16 protein-coding genes are annotated in these 17,031 nt (G+C 66.3%); 3 read left to right on the top strand and 13 right to left on the bottom strand.

The window, feature by feature from the left end; genetic code table 11:
- Positions 1-14: 14 nt before the first annotated feature.
- Positions 15-1,556 (bottom strand): bifunctional phosphoribosylaminoimidazolecarboxamide formyltransferase/IMP cyclohydrolase, encoded by a 1,542-nt coding sequence (purH, locus tag ABXH26_RS05755; protein WP_353566089.1) that lies wholly within the window; start codon positions 1,554-1,556, stop codon positions 15-17.
- A 180-nt stretch (positions 1,557-1,736) separates the two neighbouring features.
- Between purH and ABXH26_RS05750 the strand changes: the two genes are divergently transcribed.
- A complete protein-coding gene (locus ABXH26_RS05750; RefSeq protein ID WP_353566088.1) occupies positions 1,737-2,156 on the top strand; it encodes an acyl-CoA thioesterase in 420 nt (139 codons plus the stop codon).
- Between the two features lie 7 nt (positions 2,157-2,163).
- Here ABXH26_RS05750 and ABXH26_RS05745 read toward each other — a convergent pair whose 3' ends face one another.
- The 5 genes from ABXH26_RS05745 to ABXH26_RS05725 form a co-directional block, all read right to left on the bottom strand.
- Positions 2,164-3,018 (bottom strand): fumarylacetoacetate hydrolase family protein, encoded by an 855-nt coding sequence (locus ABXH26_RS05745; RefSeq protein ID WP_353566087.1) that lies wholly within the window; start codon positions 3,016-3,018, stop codon positions 2,164-2,166.
- Between the two features lie 55 nt (positions 3,019-3,073).
- A complete protein-coding gene (locus ABXH26_RS05740; protein WP_353566086.1) occupies positions 3,074-3,910 on the bottom strand; it encodes a hypothetical protein in 837 nt (278 codons plus the stop codon).
- A gap of 2 nt (positions 3,911-3,912) precedes the next feature.
- Positions 3,913-5,385 carry an MBOAT family O-acyltransferase gene (locus tag ABXH26_RS05735; RefSeq protein ID WP_353566085.1) on the bottom strand — a complete coding sequence of 491 codons (1,473 nt, stop codon included), beginning with the start codon at positions 5,383-5,385 and terminating at the stop codon, positions 3,913-3,915.
- A 109-nt stretch (positions 5,386-5,494) separates the two neighbouring features.
- Complete coding sequence (locus ABXH26_RS05730) at positions 5,495-6,088, bottom strand: Tll0287-like domain-containing protein (protein ID WP_353566084.1); 594 nt, start codon at positions 6,086-6,088, stop codon at positions 5,495-5,497.
- A 2-nt stretch (positions 6,089-6,090) separates the two neighbouring features.
- A complete protein-coding gene (locus tag ABXH26_RS05725) occupies positions 6,091-6,639 on the bottom strand; it encodes a rhodanese-like domain-containing protein (protein ID WP_353566083.1) in 549 nt (182 codons plus the stop codon).
- Positions 6,640-6,730: 91 nt separating this feature from the next.
- Here ABXH26_RS05725 and ABXH26_RS05720 point away from each other — a divergent pair, with 91 nt between their 5' ends.
- Positions 6,731-7,045, top strand: a complete 315-nt coding sequence (locus ABXH26_RS05720) for an ArsR/SmtB family transcription factor (protein WP_353566082.1) — start codon at positions 6,731-6,733, stop codon at positions 7,043-7,045.
- A gap of 16 nt (positions 7,046-7,061) precedes the next feature.
- Here the strand turns inward: ABXH26_RS05720 and ABXH26_RS05715 are convergent, their stop codons facing one another.
- Entirely contained in the window at positions 7,062-7,958 is an 897-nt protein-coding gene (locus tag ABXH26_RS05715; RefSeq protein ID WP_353566081.1) for a hypothetical protein, read from the bottom strand.
- A gap of 92 nt (positions 7,959-8,050) precedes the next feature.
- Between ABXH26_RS05715 and purB the strand changes: the two genes are divergently transcribed.
- Complete coding sequence (purB, locus tag ABXH26_RS05710; RefSeq protein WP_353566080.1) at positions 8,051-9,469, top strand: adenylosuccinate lyase; 1,419 nt, start codon at positions 8,051-8,053, stop codon at positions 9,467-9,469.
- Between the two features lies 1 nt (position 9,470).
- On the opposite strand, the gene ABXH26_RS05705 is transcribed toward purB, so the two are convergent.
- The 6 genes from ABXH26_RS05705 to ABXH26_RS05680 all read right to left on the bottom strand — a co-directional run bounded on the left by ABXH26_RS05705 (position 9,471) and on the right by ABXH26_RS05680 (position 16,991).
- Entirely contained in the window at positions 9,471-12,407 is a 2,937-nt protein-coding gene (locus ABXH26_RS05705; RefSeq protein WP_353566079.1) for a CAP domain-containing protein, read from the bottom strand.
- A gap of 113 nt (positions 12,408-12,520) precedes the next feature.
- Positions 12,521-13,228, bottom strand: coding sequence for an RsmE family RNA methyltransferase (locus ABXH26_RS05700; protein WP_353566078.1), 708 nt, complete (start codon positions 13,226-13,228; stop codon positions 12,521-12,523).
- A gap of 7 nt (positions 13,229-13,235) precedes the next feature.
- On the bottom strand, positions 13,236-14,384 hold the full coding sequence (gene dnaJ / locus ABXH26_RS05695; RefSeq protein ID WP_353566077.1) for a molecular chaperone DnaJ: 1,149 nt from the start codon (positions 14,382-14,384) through the stop codon (positions 13,236-13,238).
- A gap of 5 nt (positions 14,385-14,389) precedes the next feature.
- Entirely contained in the window at positions 14,390-14,941 is a 552-nt protein-coding gene (gene grpE / locus ABXH26_RS05690) for a nucleotide exchange factor GrpE (RefSeq protein ID WP_353566076.1), read from the bottom strand.
- A gap of 53 nt (positions 14,942-14,994) precedes the next feature.
- Positions 14,995-16,434 (bottom strand): PP2C family protein-serine/threonine phosphatase, encoded by a 1,440-nt coding sequence (locus ABXH26_RS05685; protein ID WP_353566075.1) that lies wholly within the window; start codon positions 16,432-16,434, stop codon positions 14,995-14,997.
- Complete coding sequence (locus ABXH26_RS05680; protein ID WP_353566074.1) at positions 16,434-16,991, bottom strand: STAS domain-containing protein; 558 nt, start codon at positions 16,989-16,991, stop codon at positions 16,434-16,436. The genes ABXH26_RS05685 and ABXH26_RS05680 overlap by 1 nt, the downstream gene beginning before the upstream one ends.
- Positions 16,992-17,031: the final 40 nt, after the last annotated feature.

Here is a 17,031-nt window from a genome sequence, read left to right as displayed (position 1 = left end):
CTTGAAACTTGTCCTCAGTGACGGAAATGACGGTGGCCGGTGAAGATCATCGCCATGCCCGCGGCGTCCGCGGCGGCGATGACTTCCTCGTCCCGGATCGAGCCTCCGGGCTGCACGCAGGCGGTGGCACCGGCCTCGATCGCGGCCTGGAGGCCGTCGGCGAAGGGAAACATGGCATCGGAGGCGATCACCGAGCCCTTCAGGCTCAGCCCGGCTTCCTGCGATTTCCAGACGGCGATCCGGGAGCTGTCCACCCGGCTCATCTGGCCGGCGCCGATCCCGAGCGTGCGGTCGGACTTGGCGTAAACGATTGCGTTCGACTTCACATGCTTCACCACCCGCCAGGCGAATCGCATCGCGCGCATTTCCTCCTGGGTCGGCGGACGCTTGGTGACGACCTTTTCCTCGAGATTGTCGAGGCCCAGCGTGGTGTGGTCGCGGTCCATCACCATGAAGCCGCCCGGCGACGAGCGGATCAGCGGCTCCTTCTTGGCCGCGAGATAGGCCTCGTGCATCTTCATGAGGCGCAGGTTCTTCTTTTTCTGAAGCAGCGCGCGGGCCTCGGGCTCGTAGTCCGGGGCGATGATGACGTCGGTGAAGATCTCGGAAATGATCCGTGCCACGCCTTCGGTCAGCGGGCGGTTGCAGACGATCACGCCGCCGAAGGGAGCCTGGCGGTCGGTTTCGAAGGCCTTTTTCCAGGCCTCGCGCAGGTCCTCGTCGTCCTGACCCACGCCGCAGGGGTTGGTGTGCTTGAGGATGCCGATGGTCGGGCGCACGAAGTCGAGGATCAGGTCGGCCGCGGCCTCGATGTCGAGGATGTTGGTGTAGCTGAGTTCCTTGCCCTGGAGCTGGGAGAAACAGCTGCTGAAGTCGCCGTAGAGTGCGGCCTTCTGGTGCGGGTTGTCGCCGTAGCGCAGTTCGCGGTCGAGCGGCAGGTCCAGTGTGTAGCGGCGGCGGGTGCCGTCCTCACAGCGGCCGAGGTAGTTGGATATCGCACGGTCGTAGGATGCGGTGCGGTTGAAAACCTTCACCGCCAGCTGTTCGCGGAGCGAGAGCGAAGTGTCGCCGTCGTGCTCCTTCATGTCCTCCAGCACGCGGGCGTAGTCGGCGGGATCGGTCACCACCGTGACGCTCGAGTAGTTCTTCGCCGCGCTGCGGAGCATCGACGGACCGCCGATGTCGATGTTTTCGATGGCCTCGGCGAGCGTGACGTCGTCCTTGGCGATGGTCTGCTCGAAGGGGTAGAGATTCACCACCACCAGGTCGATCGGGCGCACGTCGTGGCTCTTGGCCTGCTCAAGGTGTTCCTTGTCGTCGCGCTTGAAGAGGAGCCCGCCGTGGACCTTCGGGTGGAGGGTTTTCACCCGGCCCTCGAACAGCTCGGGCGCGCCGGTGAACTCCGACACGTCGATCACCGGCAGGCCGGCATCGCGCAGGGCCTTCGAGGTGCCGCCGGTAGACAGCAGCTCGACTCCCATTTCATGGAGTTCCTTGGCGAAATCGGCCAGACCGGACTTGTCGGAGACGGAGAGCAGGGCGCGTTGGATGGGCATGGACAGGGTGGTTGGTTGCGGAAAGGTCGGACCTTCCGCCGCCCGCGGTACTCCTCCCCCTGTCCCCGGGCAAGCACCAATGGCGACCGCAAGCCGTCACCGACCGCCGCCAGAACCCGCCCCGCCTTGCGGTGATTGGATTTCCGGGAAATCGGTGCCAGCGTCGCGCCGCGACCACCCATGGAACCGAACGACTACTCCATTTTCGAAACCAGAATGCAGGTACGGCCGGACGACCTCGACATGAACGCCCACGTCCACAACAGCCGCTACCTCGACTACGTGCTGGCGGCCCGCTTCGACCAGATGGAGCGCTGCTACGGCATGTCGATGGAGGCCTTTCTGAAACGCGGGCTGAGCTGGTTCGTGCGCACCGCCCACATCGAGCACAAGCGCCCGCTTTTCCTCGGCCAGTGGATCACCGTCCGCACCCGCATCGGCGAGGTCCAGCGCCGCGGCGTGCGGATCGATTTCGAGATCATCCGGGAAACGGACGACCGCGAGAGCGCGAGCGGCTTCTGCGACTATCAACTCGTCGACCGCGAGACCGGCCGTCCGGTGACCATCCCGGAGGACATTATCGAGAGGTATTCCGTTTGAGGAAAAGCTAGCCCTGCACCACCCGCTGGCGCAGCTCGCCGAGGCCTTCGACGCCGCACTCGACGCAGTCGCCGGGCAGCAGGTAGCGCGGCGGGTCCATGCCCATGGCCACGCCGGAGGGTGTGCCGGTGGCGATGACATCGCCGGGCAGCAGGCTCATGAAGCGGCTGATGTAGTGGATCAGGTGGGCAACCCCGAACATCATGTCGCCGGTCCAGCCGTTCTGGCGCATTTCTCCATTCACCTTGCACCACAGCCGCAGCCCTTGCGGATCCGGCACCGCGGCGGCGGGCGTGAGCCAGGGGCCCATCGGCGCAAAGCTGTCGCAGCTCTTGCCCTTCACCCACTGGCCGCCCATGTCCTTCTGAAAGGCGCGCTCGGAGTAGTCGCAGAACACGGAGTAGCCCGCCACGTGTGGCAACGCCTCGTCCTCCGACACGATTCCGGACACCGTTTTCCCGATCACCACCGCCAGCTCCACCTCATAGTCGAGCCGGTCCGAGCCCGCGGGCCGCAGCACGTCATCCGTCGGCCCGCTCCACGCCGTGGTGGCTTTCATGAAGAGCACCGGCTCGGTCGGGATGCCCTCGCCGAACTCCTTGGCGTGGTCGAGGTAGTTTTTCCCGATGCACACGATCTTCGACGGCCGGTCGATCGGCGGTCCCAGGCGGGTTCCGGGCGGGATCGCGATGCAATCCGGGCAGCCGTCGGAAACCCACGCCTCCAGCGCCTCCATGCCGCCGAAGGCGAAAAAGGACTCATCGTAATCATGGAACTGGCCGCTCGCGTCGATCCAGCGCCCGTCATCCAGAATCACCCCCGGCTCCTCGCGGCCGGCCTCCCCGAAGCGGATCAATTTCACCCTCTCCCGCTACCACCGAATTGCCCCGAGGTCATCCGGAAAGCCCGGCACACCGTCACTTCAGCAGCTCGCCGGAGAGCGTCGCCATCGTCTCCGCGGCGGACTCCGCCTCCATGTGCCGGCCATCGGTGAAATGAACGCGGTCCGCCGGAAGCCCGTCGTTGAGATCCCACCACTCGGCCCCCGAGGCCCATGCCAACCCGCGGGCGACGCGGAGCTCGGAGCTGCCCTCGATTTCGCCTGGCGGCAAAAGCACCAGCACGACGCGGCTCCCCCGCTCTTCCAGCCGGCCGATGATTCCCGCCATTTCATCGACCAGCGCCTGTTCCGGCTCCGTCAGGTCGGCGGGTGCTGGACCATGGTAAGCGCCCGGCTTCGAGGCGACCGGCAATGGCTTCTCCACCGGTGCCGGATCGCCCTCCTTCACCTTCATCATGGCGGAGTAAACGAAGGCGGTCGGCCGCGCGGTCGCACCCAGGTTCGGCACCTCGCGGCCGAGCTGGAACCAATCACCGCAGATGGCCGACGACATCTGCGAGCCGCGCCCATCCAGATCGTAGGCCAGCGTGTTCGCCTCCACCACCACGGTCGAGGCGGGGTCGATCTCGCCGCGGTCGATCGCCCGCAGGGTGATGGCCGCACTGCCGCCATCGCAGCCGATGTTCACGAAGCCGTCCACCGCCGCGGCGCGATCGGACATGCGGCCGGTGAGCGACGATCCGAGCATCAGCACGCGCGGCTTTTCGGCGGATGCCGTCTGCACGCGGGCCAGCGAGGAAAAGTAGTTCGACTCGCTCTTGGCCGTCTTGCCCCCGACCGCGCGCAGGCCGAGCGTCTGCGCGGTGAAGCACAGCGCGAGCATGCCGAAGAAGCCGATAAGGTAGCGAACCATGGTTAGAACTGGAAATAGATGAATCCCCGCGGCGCACCGGGATTGGTGATGATAAGGAAAAGCATGAGTCCCTGCAAGGCGGCCTCCAGCGCCAGCGGCGGGTGCAGCAGCCAGCGGTCGGCGCGGTGCTCCTTGAGCCAGCCCCAGGCGTGATAGAGCACCGCCACCCCGCCATAGACCGCCAGCGCGAACACCGGCTGGCCCGGAATGCTGAAGCCCGACCCAAGCGCGCGGAAAAAGCCCGCGATGTGCTCCATGTCCGGCATCAGGAAGGTCAGCCACAGAAAGGTCGTCAGGTGGAAGGTGTAGAACCAGCGCCCCATCGCCACCACGCCCCCGCCGATTCCGCCGGCGGGCCGGCTCGGGGTTTTCCCGCGGGAAACGAGTCGCTCGATCCCGAGAAACAGGCCGTGCAGGCTGCCCCAGAGCGCGAATTTCCACTCCGCCCCGTGCCACAGGCCGCCGAGAAACATGACGAGAAAAAGGTTCACATAAGTGCGCCCGGAGCCCTTCCGGTTGCCGCCCAGCGGGATGTAGAGATAATCGCGCAGCCACGACGAAAGCGACAGATGCCAGCGCCGCCAGAACTCGGTGGTGCTGGTCGAGAGATAGGGAAAATTGAAGTTCGGCGGCAGCGTGTAGCCGAACAGGGCCCCGAGCCCGATGGCGATCAGCGAGTAGCCGGCGAAGTCGGAGAAGATCTGCAGCCCGTAACCGTAGAGCATGGCCATCAGCCCGACCGGCCCGAAGGCCCGCAGGCCCTCCTCGCCGATGGTCAGCAGGCCGGTTTGCTCGGCCAGGTTGTCGGCCACGAAGATTTTCAGGAAATACCCGGTGAAAAGCCCGCGGCGAACCGTGATCCAATCGATCTGCGACCATGCCTTGGCGCCGATCTGGTCGAAGAAGTCCCGCGCCTTGACGATCGGTCCCGCCACCAGTTGGGGAAAGAAGGCGACGTAAAAACTGGCGTCCCGCACCACCGCCGCGCGGCCTTTTCCCGGACGGGTGAACATTTCCTCGGTGTGCTCGCTGACATCGCGGCGCCAGACATCGATCACCAGGCTGATTCCCTGGAAAGTGTAGAACGAGATCCCGACCGGCAACGGGATGCCGCGCGCCCACAGCACCACGCTTTCCGGCAGCCACGGCAGCTGGCTGGCGAGGAAGCCGGCGTACTTGAAAAGGGCCAGCAGAACCAGGTTCACGACCACCGCCACCTTCATCGTTCGGCGGGCGGCATCGTCCTCGCCGCCTCTCCGTTGACGCAGGATGCGACCGGCGGCGAGCGAGTTGAGGATGCAGGAAAAGGCCAGCAGCGGCAGAAGTTGCGGGGCGCCCCAGGCATAAAAGACGGCGCTGGAGACCAGCAACAGCCCGACCTGCCACATCCGCCGCACGCCTCCGGGCACAGGCAGGTAGTAGAGGACGAAGGTCAGCGCCAGGAGCGCCAGGAACTCGAAGGAATTGAACAGCATGCCGGGGGGCGCGGGAGTTCATGGGGGAAACTTCCGGACCCGTAAAACTCCAACCGCGCGGCTCCGTCAAGGCCGCCCCCGCCCGTGATCACGGGGCTTGGCGGCCATTTCAGTCGTCCGTTTTCGGCGGGATCGTCACCCGCCACATGCCGCGCAGCTCGTTCAGCGCATAGCCGGTCGCCTTGTCATCCGGGTAGACGTCCCGCAGCCGGTCCTTGATCTCCGGGTCCATCTGGTCGGGATCGCCATGGCATTTCAAACACAGCGGATTCGAGAGCAGGATCGGGATCCGCACCACGGCCGAGCCATCGCCGGCCCGCGTGGCCGAGGGCTTCGGAGGCCGCCCCCCGGCGATGTCCGCGCGGAAGGCCTCCATGGCCGTGGCGTCATCGCCGCTCGCACCTTGATCCGGGTTGCGAGGTCGGTCGCTCAGCCGGATGACATCCATGCCGTGTGCCTGCCCGACCTCCCGGGCGATCTCGACCGCCTGCGTGGAGCAGAGGGCGATGGCAGAGCCTGGCCCGCCCTCTGCCATCGCCTCCGACAAGGCTCCGGAAAGCCGGCCGAACGCCGCTTGGGCGGTCTCCCTTGCCGCCGCCACCTCTTGATCGGTGACCGGAGCAGGCTTCTCGGACGGCGGGTCACAGCCGGAAATGATCAACAGCGGCACCGCCAGCGCCCTCCATCGAAACTTCGGATTCATGGTCAGGGAGTTCTGACCGAACAGGAGGACCCTTGGCAAGCCACGCCCCTTCTCTGGTTCCAAGGAGCCTTGGCGAGCAGCAGGGCCATGCCGCACCAATCGGTCAGCCCGGCGAAAGCAATACCGGCACCCACGAAGATCGACAGGCCGTGAAACACCGGGTTCACGTAAAGCCCAAGCAGGCTCCCGGCGACGACCATCATGCCCGCCACCACGCGCACCTGGCGTTCCAGCGTCAGCACCGGCTCGCCGCGGTTCACCGGCAGGCCTTCCCGCTCCCAGGCCATCACGCCGCCTTCCAGCACCCGCAGATTTTCACAGCCCGCAGCACGGAGCTTCTCCATCGCCAAGGCCGCCCGTTTGCCCGATCGACAAATGATCACGCACTCCCCGTCGGAGGCCTTTACTTCCTCCGGCCGCAACCGGTCGAGCGGCATGAGCTTGGAGCCCTCGATGTGGATCTGCCCGAATTCCAGCGGGGTTCGTACATCCACCAGCATGACGTTTCCTGCCGCCCGCTCGTCGCTCAGTTGCTTGGCTGTGATCTTCATCGTTTCTTCCGCCCGCACCGGCGGCTAGGCTTGTTTCCATAACCATATGGTTATGCTTGCGCAAGGAAAACTTCTCGGGCAGCTTGGGCGGGTGAAGCTAGCACTGACGGACCTCGAACGGGTGGCCGGATTCTTTCGCGCCTTTTCGGAGTCGACGCGCCTGGCCCTGCTGCAGGAGCTGAAGGACGGGCCGAAATCCGTCGGCGAGCTGGTGGAGACGCTCCCCACGACGCAGGCGAACATTTCCAAGCAGCTCAAGATCCTGCACACCGCCGGGCTGATCGACCGGCGCAAAGAGGGAACCAGCGTTCACTACTCGATCTGCGAGCCGGCCGCCATGGAGCTGTGCCGGATCGCCTGCGACAAGCTGAACCGCGAGGCGGTGGCGAGGAAGCTGGAGTTCTGAATCGCCCCGACGGCGCTCATTTCAGCGGAAACGACAGCAGCGGCGCGCCGACGCCTTCACTGGTGATGAGGAGCGATTCGCCATCGGCGCTGAAGCACACCGACTCGGCCTGGAACAAGCGGAACGAGCCGATCGTTTCCCACGGCCGCGCGAAGGCCTGCGGCCAGCTCTCTCCGGGCCCGCGGCGAATGGCGAACACTCCGAGATAGGTCAGCACGGCCGCCGTTTTGCCATCGGGACTGAGATCCATGGCGGTCGGCTGTCGGCCGAATGGGTGAAAGGGCGAGCCTTCCGGCACCGGTGGCTCCGCCGCCAGTCCCAGCAGCTCCGCCTTTTCCGCAGGACCTTCCAGCGGCAGCCGATAGAGGTGCGGCGTGCCGTCGCGCTTGCTGAGGAGGAGGATCGAGCCGTCCGCCTCATCGACCGCCACCGATTCGCAATCGCGCGGGCCGTCCGGGTAGCGGAAGGTGATCGTCCGCGCTGCCTCGACTTCCTGCGGCGGCTCCTTGCCTCCGCCCACGGCGGGCTCGGGCACGAGATAAAGTTGGACCTCGGCGCGGCCGGCCTCGTTGTCGCCCACGTCCGCGACCAACAGCCACGGCCGGCCCTTCCAGCGGAAAGCCGCGAGGTCCTCCCAGTCGATGTTTTTCGCCCCGCGGACCAGCACGGTTCCGCGCGGCTTGCCATCGCGACCTTCCAGGTGCAGCTCGGCGGTGCAGCCGCTGTCGTTGATCAGCCACAGCAGCGACGGATCGGTGGGCGAGACCGCCATGCCGCTGGCCTCGGGCAGCTTCGGATCGGAAAACTTCGTCGTTTCCGCCACCCCCGGCTGCTGGGCATGGCTCGCACAGGCGGCGATGGCCGGAGCAAGCAGACAAGTGGCGCTCCGGAGCAGGTCGGTCGTTTTCGGCATCGTGGATCGAGCATCGGCGGATTGCCGGCCGATGCAAGACGCGGGCGTCGCCGTTCTTGCCTCGCCCGGCGGGGTTCGCTACGCCCGGTTCCGTGATTCCGAACGTCCTCGCCGAACGCTACGCCTCCCCCGCCCTGCAAGCCATCTGGTCCGCCGAGGGCCGCATCGTGCTCGAGCGCGAGTTCTGGATTGCCGTCATGAAAGCCCAGCGCGACCTCGGCCTCGACGTACCGCAGGAGGCGATCGAGGCCTACGAGAAGGTCAAGGACCAGGTCGATCCCGCCTCGATCATGGAGCGCGAGCGGATCACCCGCCACGACGTGAAGGCGCGCATCGAGGAATTCAACGAGCTGGCCGGCCACGAGCACGTCCACAAGGGCATGACCTCGCGCGACCTCACCGAGAACGTCGAGCAGCTTCAGGTTTTCCGCTCGCTGCAGATCGTGCGCGACAAGTCGATCGCCACCCTGGCCCGGCTGTCCCGGCGCGCCGGCCAGTGGGCCGACCTGGTGATCACCGCACGCACCCACAACGTGGCCGCCCAACCGACCACCTTCGGGAAACGCATCGCCATGTTCGGCGAGGAGCTGCTGTCGGCCCACGCCGCGGTGCAGGACCTCATCGACCGCTACCCGGTTCGCGGCCTGAAGGGTGCGGTGGGCACGCAGATGGACCAGCTTTCGCTGTTCGGAGGCGATGCCTCGAAGGTTGCCGAGCTGGAGCAGCGGGTGGTCGCCCACCTCGGCATGCCGGCGGTGTGGACGAACGTGGGCCAGGTTTATCCCCGCTCGCTCGACTTCCGCGTGGTGGCGGCGCTGGCCGACCTCGCCAGCGGACCTTCCTCATTTTCAAAAACCCTGCGCCTGATGGCCGGTCACGAGACCGCCAGCGAGGGCTTCGCGCCGGGCCAGACCGGCTCCAGCGCCATGCCGCACAAGATGAATTCGCGCTCCTGCGAGCGGGTCAACGGTTTCCACGTGATCCTCAAGGGCCACCTCGCGATGGCCGGCGGACTGGCCGGCGACCAGTGGAACGAGGGCGACGTGTCCTGCTCGGTGGTGCGCCGCGTGATGCTGCCGGACGCGTTTTTCGCCATCGACGGCCTGTTCGAGACCTTCCTCACCATCCTCGATCAAATGGACGCCTACCCGGCGGTCATCGCCCAGGAGAACGCCCACTACCTGCCCTTCCTCATGACCACCACCATCATGATGGAGGCCGTGAAGGCCGGCGTAGGCCGTGAGAGCGCCCACAAGGCGATCAAGGAGCACGCCGTGGCCACCGTGAACGACCTGCGGACCGGGAAAGCCACCACCAACGATCTGGTCCGACGCCTGGCCGGCGACGAGCGCATTCCCTTCACCGACGAGCAACTCACCGCCATCGTCGCCGCCGGCGAGCGCAACGCCGGGGCGGCCGGCCGCCAGATCGAGGCCTTCGTTTCCGCGGTGCGGGCCCTGGCCGAGGCCCACCCGCAGGCCGCCGCCTACTCGCCGGGCTCGATCCTGTGAGTCACTCTTCGATGATCTTCCACCGCAGGTAGCCGCCGCCCTCGACCAGCGGCGCGCTGGCCTGGAGGATGCCGTTGGCATGGATCACGGTGACGCCCTCCGATGACCAGTTCGACAGATCGGTGGAAAACTCGGCGCCGTAGCTGATGCCCGGCTGCATGACTTCGAGCGGCCGGAACAAGGTCGCCGTGTTTTCCGTGACCGAGAGGGCATCGCCGGAAATCCGGGTTTCGTCGGCGGCGAGTCCAAGCGCATAGATGAGTCCCGCCGGCACGCCGCCGAGGGTCATCGGCGAGTCGAAACCGCCGATCCAGCCCGGGAATCCGTACTCGATCCAACCGGAGAAATTCGCCAGCGGCGTGGGCGTCGGAGTGATCTCGAAATCGGCACCGGGACTGCCTTCGATGCCGCCGCTGCTTGGAAAAACGGCGAGCCGATAGGTTTTCCCAGCGACCGGCGCGGCGCCGAGCAGTGAGGAATCGAAGCGGAAATAGCCGCTGAGATCCGGCAGCACGACCGAGTTGAGCACCTCCAGCTCACGGGTCTGGGTCACGGCGATGTCGTCGATCCAGAAGCCGGTGTTCGCTCCTGGATTGGCCGTGGAGCCCACGCCGGTGATTCGGAAACGGATGAGGATTCGCTGGCCGGCATAGGCGGACAAGTCCACGACTTGGGTCTGCCCTGAGGCATCACTTCCGAAATTGATGCCGTCCTCCTGCCAGATGGACGCCCAGGTCGAGGCCCCGTCGATCTTCACTTCCGCATGGAGCTGTTGGTTTTTCGAAGACCCCCGCCGGCGCCAGAAGCTCAGGGTGGCACCGCTCGACGGCACGCTCATGCGATCGATTTCAAAATCGTCATCCGAGGCATCCGCCGGGACCTGAAGGCGGAAGGCCCGGGCACCGGTCTGAAAATAGCCGGCCCGACTACTACGAAGATCGTAGGAAGCGTCACTGTGGTCGATCACCTGCGGAACCGGTGCGTCTTCCGCACCTTCCGACCACGCACCGCCGAGGATGGACACCTCGACGCGGTAGGAATCGGCCGCCTCATCCGTCAGAAAACCGAGCGTCGCGCCGGCGACCGGCGGAGCGGAGGACCCGAAGATGCCGAAGGGGCCGAGGATGGTCACGTCTTTCGGATCCTGCCACGGAAACTCATGTCCCCCGGCCACCGCCCGGGCACGCAATTGCCAATGAGAGCCGGCTCCATCCAGCGGCGCGGTCCAGGCCACCTTGCCCGCGGCATCGGCGGTCGACACGGTGCCCGGCTCGAGCCAATCCGCCCCGACGCAGTGGATGCGATCGATGAATGCCCCCAGCGCGTAGCCATCCAGCGGGGCGTAATCCTCGGTGTAGATCCCGTCGGTGGCGGGCAAGCCGCTGGTTTGGAAATAAAAGCGGAAGCGAATCCGCACCGGCACGTCGGCCACCGGCAGGCTGCGCTCGATTTCGGCGAAGCCGGGATCCACGTCGCCGTCGAAGTTTCCCTGAAGCGGTGCCCCGAGGGTCTCCCAGGTCACGCCGCCATCGGTCGAGGCTTCGACCGCCAGATAGCTGACCTTCGACATGTAGCCGCGGCGGAAATCAAAACGCAGTTTCGAGCCGCTGCCGGTGAGGATTTCCCGGTCAATCTCGAAATCCTGCTCCGGCACTCCGCCGACCGCCGGGTCGTAGGTGGTGGGAAAGGACAAGTGGAAAGCCGTGTCACCCTCGGAGTAGAACGGATCGTCGTAGACCGGCGTGCGCTGGTCCAGCCCCTCCATCAGCGAGTAGTTCGGGCCGGTGTGGTTGATCACGTGGGTCGCGTCCTCCGCGCCCTCCATCCAGTCGGCCTCGAGGACGGCGAAGGCACCCACCTCCACCCGGTCGGCCCCGGCGAGAACCGGCACGGTGAACTCGCCGCTTTCCCCGGTTTTGAGGGAAGCCACTCCGGAGATCGGCAGGGCCAGGCCCAGCTGGTCGGGATCGATGAGGGTCGTCGTCCAAGTATGGGTGGCCGCCACGCCGCCGCCGATGCCCGAAACGGTGACCGTGTAGGTCCGATCGGCTCCCGGGCTGTCGTCATACACCGACTCCGGCACCGACCAGACGATGGCCGGCGCGGCGTAGGTGGCGTTTCGGGCCACCACCGACACAGGCACGTTCGCGCCGTCCGGGCCGGTCATCGTGACGGTGGCGGAGCTGAAGTTGGCATCGTCATGGGACAGCGACCAGAAGGGGGAATTGACCCTCGCGGGGAAAAAGCCGGGAGCGGGATAGCTGACGAAACGACTGGGATCGGACGCCAGCTCATCGGATCCGGGAAAAACATAAAGCACGTTGGTCGGCGCGATGAGGGCCGTCCCGTCGCCCGGCATGTCGCCGGTCGCCATGCGGGTGGAATTCACGTTCAGCAGCCAGCGGCGGTGACCCACGCTGTTGTTCCAGCTCGAGGTGCCGGCAATGTTTTCGCGAAAATAAGCGTCCACCGCCGCGGGACCAAAGAGGCCATAAGCAAGTGCTCCCTTGTTGCAGCCGTTCCAAGCCGCCGCGGTCCAGCCACTCAAGCCCGGGCTGGGGGTGTGCGTGATGGTCTGACTGAGCGCCATCATCAGTGCCCCCCGCTGGGCCGCCGCCGATCGCAAGGTCGAGCTGGCGGGTTGGAAGGCGTCGCTGTTCTGGATCACCACGGCCGCGCCGTCATTGAACGCAATGCTTCCCTGCACCCCGCACATCGCCCGGAAATAATTCACCCGGCGTTCGACATCATCGACGAATGCCGCGGAAGTCGTCCCCTCCGCGCCCGGCAGAATCGAGTAGTGGCCGGTCCAGCCGATCCGGTCCTCAAAACCCTCCGAGGCCATGTAGACGGCATGCCAGAACGACAGCACGTCCACGCGGTCCGAAGTGTCGACCGAAAACCCCGTGCTGGGTGCCGGCGCGGAGGCGCCCGGCATCCACCCCGAAGCAGGAACTACGGCAATCGTCGAAAGAATGAGGAGGCAGCGCGACATGTGGACGGCGCTGACTGCCACAAACCTTTCAATTATTCAAGGGTCCTTAAGTAGCTTTACCCGTAGGTGTAACGAAATGCGGAAATGGCATACAATGCCGCGGTCTCGCTGCGGAGCACCGTGTTGCCCAAGCCAACCGGCTGCCAACCGTGACGCCGGGCGGCTTCAAGCTCGTGCGGCGCGAAGTCCCCCTCCGGCCCCACGAGGACGGCCGCTTCCCTCGGAGGAGGACCGCTGCGGATCGCCTCCGCCAGCGGCAGGGTATCCGCCGACAAAGCCGCAATCAGCTTCAACCCGCCTTGGTATTCCGACAGGAAGTCCTCCAGCGAGCGCACCTCGCCGAACTCCGGAACCCGGCTGCGGCCGCACTGCTTGCAGGCCTCGAGGGCCGTGCGGCGCCACTTGTCCGGCTTGTCATCACCGGGTTTCACCACCGCGTGGCGGGTCGTCAGCGGCTGGATGCCACCCACGCCGAGTTCCACGGCTTTCTGGATCAGCCACTCCATCCCCTTGCCCTTAATCACCGCCTGGGCGAGCACCGTTTTCACCGCGGGCTCCGGATCCTGCCGGGACGCCCCCATTTCGAGGGCGACCCGCTGCCGCGAAACGGAGGCGACCACCGCCGGGGCCGAGCGACCGAGGCCATCGAAGACCTCGATCCGGTCACCCGGCTTCGCCCGCAGCACGCGGCAACAATGCACCGCCTCCTCGCCGGTCAAGGCGGCCCGGTCCCAATCCTGTGGTGCGAGGAAAAACCGGGCCATGACCTCGTCAATCGCCGCCGAAGAACTTCTTCGCCTTTTGGAAAAACGACTCCTGCATCGGCGAGTTGTGGTCGCCGATCGATTCGGCGAACTCGCGCAGCTTGTCCTGCTGCTCGGCGTTGAGCCGGGTCGGCACCTCGACCTGCACTTCCACGTGCAGGTCGCCCTTGCGGCCACCGGAGAGCACCGGCATGCCGCGATCGCGCAGCCGGAAGAACGTGCCTCCCTGCGTGCCCGCCGGAATGCGGATCGAGGCCTTGCCATCGAGCGTCGGCACCTCCAGTTCGCCGCCGAGCGCGGCCGTGCTGAAGGGCAGCGGCACGCGGCAGAAGAGGTCGTTGTCCTCGCGCTGGAAAACCTCGTGCTCCTTCACATGGAGGAACACGTAGAGATCGCCCGGCGTGCCCCCGCGCACCCCGGCATCGCCGTTGCCCGACGAGCGCAGGCGGGTCCCGTCATCGACTCCGGCCGGGATGCGGATCTTGATCCGGCTCGGGCGCTGGACCCGGCCTTCCCCGGAGCAGTCGCCGCAAGGGTCGGAGATCGTCTCGCCGGTCCCGCGGCACTCCGGACAGGTCGTTTGCTGGATGAAAATGCCGGCCTGGCGGGCGACCACGCCGCGCCCGCCGCAGCTCGTGCACGGGCGGGTGCCCCCACCGCTGCGCGAACCCGTCGCATTGCAGGTCGGGCACGCCAAGTGATGCTCGATTTCCAGCTCCTTCTCCGAGCCGTGGGCCGCTTCCTCCAGCGAGATCTCGAGGTCGTAGCGCAGGTCGCTGCCGCGCTGCTTGCCGCTGCGCTGGCGACGACCGCCGCCGAAGAATTCCTCGAAGCCCCCGCCAAACGCGCCGCCGAAGACCTGCGAGAACAGGTCCATCGGATCATGGAAACCTCCAAAGCCTCCGCCTCCGAAACCACCTCCGCCACCGCCGGCGAAAGCCGCGTGCCCGTAGCGATCGTAGGCCGCCCGCTTGTCGGGATCGCTCAGCACCTCGTAGGCTTGGCCAAGCTCCTTGAACTTGTCCTCGGCCGCGGCATCGCCCGGATTCTTGTCCGGGTGCCATTTCACCGCCTGCTTGCGGTAAGCCTTCTTGATCTCCTCCGGGCTGGCACCTTTGGCCACCCCGAGGACGTCGTAGTAATCGCGCTCCGCCATCGTCTTCAGCCTTCTCCGTTTTCAGGCGCGCGCGCCACCACCACCGAGGCGGGGCGCAGCAAACGATCGCGCAGCAGGTAGCCCCGCCGCGTGACCCGCAGCACGGTGCCTTCCGCCGCCTCGTCGGTGGCTTCCTGCGAGACGGCGTCGTGCAGGTTCGGATCGAAGGGCTTGCCTTCGGCCTCGATCACCGACACGCCGCAGTTCGCGAGGAAATCGTTGAGCTGCTTGCGGACCATCGACATCCCGATGAACACCATCGAGTCCTTCTCCTGCCCGGCGGCCTGCATGCCCATCTCGAAGTTGTCGAGGATCGGCAACAGTTCTTCCAGCAGCGACTGGTTGGCGTAGCGCACGGATTCCTCGCGCTCGCGGGCGGCGCGTTTGCGGAAGTTCTCCAGATCGGCCGCGCCGCGCATGGCGAGGTCCTTCCACTTCAAGACATCCTGCTCGAGCGCGGTGATCGGATCCAGCTCGTCCATTTCCGCGGCAGCGGCGTCCACTTCGGCGTTGTCCTCGAATTCCTCGGCGGAATTCTGCGGTTCGTCGGGTTGCATGGCCGCTACCTGTCACGCCCCGCCCATCCCGTCAACCCCGTCGCCACCCTCAATCAACGACGCTCCAGCACCAGCAGTGTGATGTCGTCCATCTGCGGGCCGCCGCCGGCGAAGGTTTCGACCTCCCTCCGGATCTCGCTCAGCACCGCCTCCGCGCCCAGCGGTGCGGCCGCCTGGAAGGCCGCCTCGAGCCGGTCCATGCCGAATTCCTGCTCGTTGCTGTCGACCGCCTCCTTCACCCCGTCGGTATAGAAAAGCAGGCAGTCGCCCGAGCTCATGTCGAAGTCCACCGGCCGCGTCACCCGCTCGAAGGCCGGGCCGTCATCGACCCCGATGGCCAGTCCCGGCGGCCGCACGCGCTCGATTTTCCGCGTGGCACTGCGGTAGCACAGGGCCGGCTCGTGGCCGGCCCGCACCAGCCGCATGGTGCCGCCCTCGGGGGCGATCACGCCGTAAAACAGGCTGATGAACATGTCTTCGCGCATGTCGGAAAACAACTGGCGGTTGAGGATTCCGAGCACCTCGCCCGGATCGTCGCTGCTGTCCGCCTCGGCGCGCAGCACGCTGCGGCACATGGCCATCATGATGCCGGCGGCCACGCCCTTGCCGGACACGTCGGCGATCACCACCCCGTGGCTGCCATCCGCCAATCTCAGGTGATCATAGTAGTCGCCACTGATGATCCGGGCGGGCAGGTTGGTGGCCGCCACGCGGAAGCCGGGGATCACCGGATCACCCTGCGGCAAAAGGATACGCTGCACCTCGCTGGCGCTGCGCAAATCGCTCTCGAACTGTCGTTTCTCCGCCGCCTCGCGGTAGAGCAGCGCGTTTCCGAGGGCGAAGGCGCTCTGCTCCGCCGCCGAGCGGAAAACGGTGAAGTCGTTCGGTGTGAACGGGGACTCCTCGCCGCCGCGGGCCACCGCCAGCACGCCCAGGTCCTTTCCGCCGTGGCGCAGCGGTGCGAGCATCGCCGAGACCTCGCCGCCGCCAAAGCCATGGAACGCGTCGCGAAAGGCCTCGTGGCTCTTCAGATCGGGGATCAGGGCCGGCTTGCCGGACTGCAGCACGCTACCGAGTACGCCTTGGTCGGCCGGCTGCTGGGCCAGCCGCAGGTGGCTTTCCATCGCCCGCGGATCTTTCTTGGCGCGGCGGATGACCTCAACCGGCACCCCGACCAGGGGCGGGCAATGGTCGGAGATGTGCTTCGGCTGCAGCAGCTCGCCGGGGTCATCCAACAGATAGACCGCCCCGCCGCGGGCGCCGACCACCTGGTTCACGCCCTCGACGATTACCCGGTAGAGCCCGAGCTGGCCGGCTTCCTTGCCGATGGCTTCGCCGAGATCATGGAGGAAATCGAACATCCGCGATTCCTCGGCCTCGAACGCGCTGAGTTGTTTCCGCTTCCGCCACAGCCTCCGCCTCAGGCGCCCGATCAGCAGGAAGCAAACCGTCAGCGCGATGCCAAGGATGGCCGAGACGTGGTGCCAATCCATCACTTATCCGCCTCGTCCGGCGGCGCTTGCTTCTGGAGCACGTCGAGCACGCCCTTGAAACGACGGGCGTTCTGGTCGCTGGTCGAGGCCAGGTCGCGGTGGGCGTCGAGCACGTGCCTGGCCCGCTCACCGAGGCCCTGCGGGCCGTTCGGCGAAAAGGACTTCAGGTCGGACCGGATGTCGTCCACGTGACCGCGCCATTCGGCGTCGGCCGGTTCGATGTCCAGAAGATGGTCAAGCCCCAGATCCTCCAGCGACTGGCGGTTTTTCGATCCCGGCGAGGCGATCTGCACGTCGCCGCCCGAGCGGCGCATGCGGGTGGAGAGACCGGCGAGGGTGCCCATGAAGGTCGAGTCCATGCCGCTGCACTTCTCGAGGTCGATCACGAACCGGCGGCGGCCGTGCTTTTCCCCCTGCTGGGCGCACTCCTTGAGCGCCGGGCTTTGCAGGAACGACCCCTTGCCCTCACACCGGATCCACACGAAACCTTCGAAGGTTCCCCAAAAAATGGCGTTCTGCTCGTTCACGAATTCCTTTTCGCCGAGGCGGCGAGACACGTGGCAACCTACGCTCACGGTTCGGCACCGGTCAACCATC

The organism is Haloferula sargassicola, assembly GCF_040362925.1.
Taxonomy (GTDB): domain Bacteria; phylum Verrucomicrobiota; class Verrucomicrobiia; order Verrucomicrobiales; family Akkermansiaceae; genus Haloferula; species Haloferula sargassicola.
Note: the sequence above shows the minus strand (reverse complement) of the source record. Positions and strands in the feature narration are given on the sequence as shown.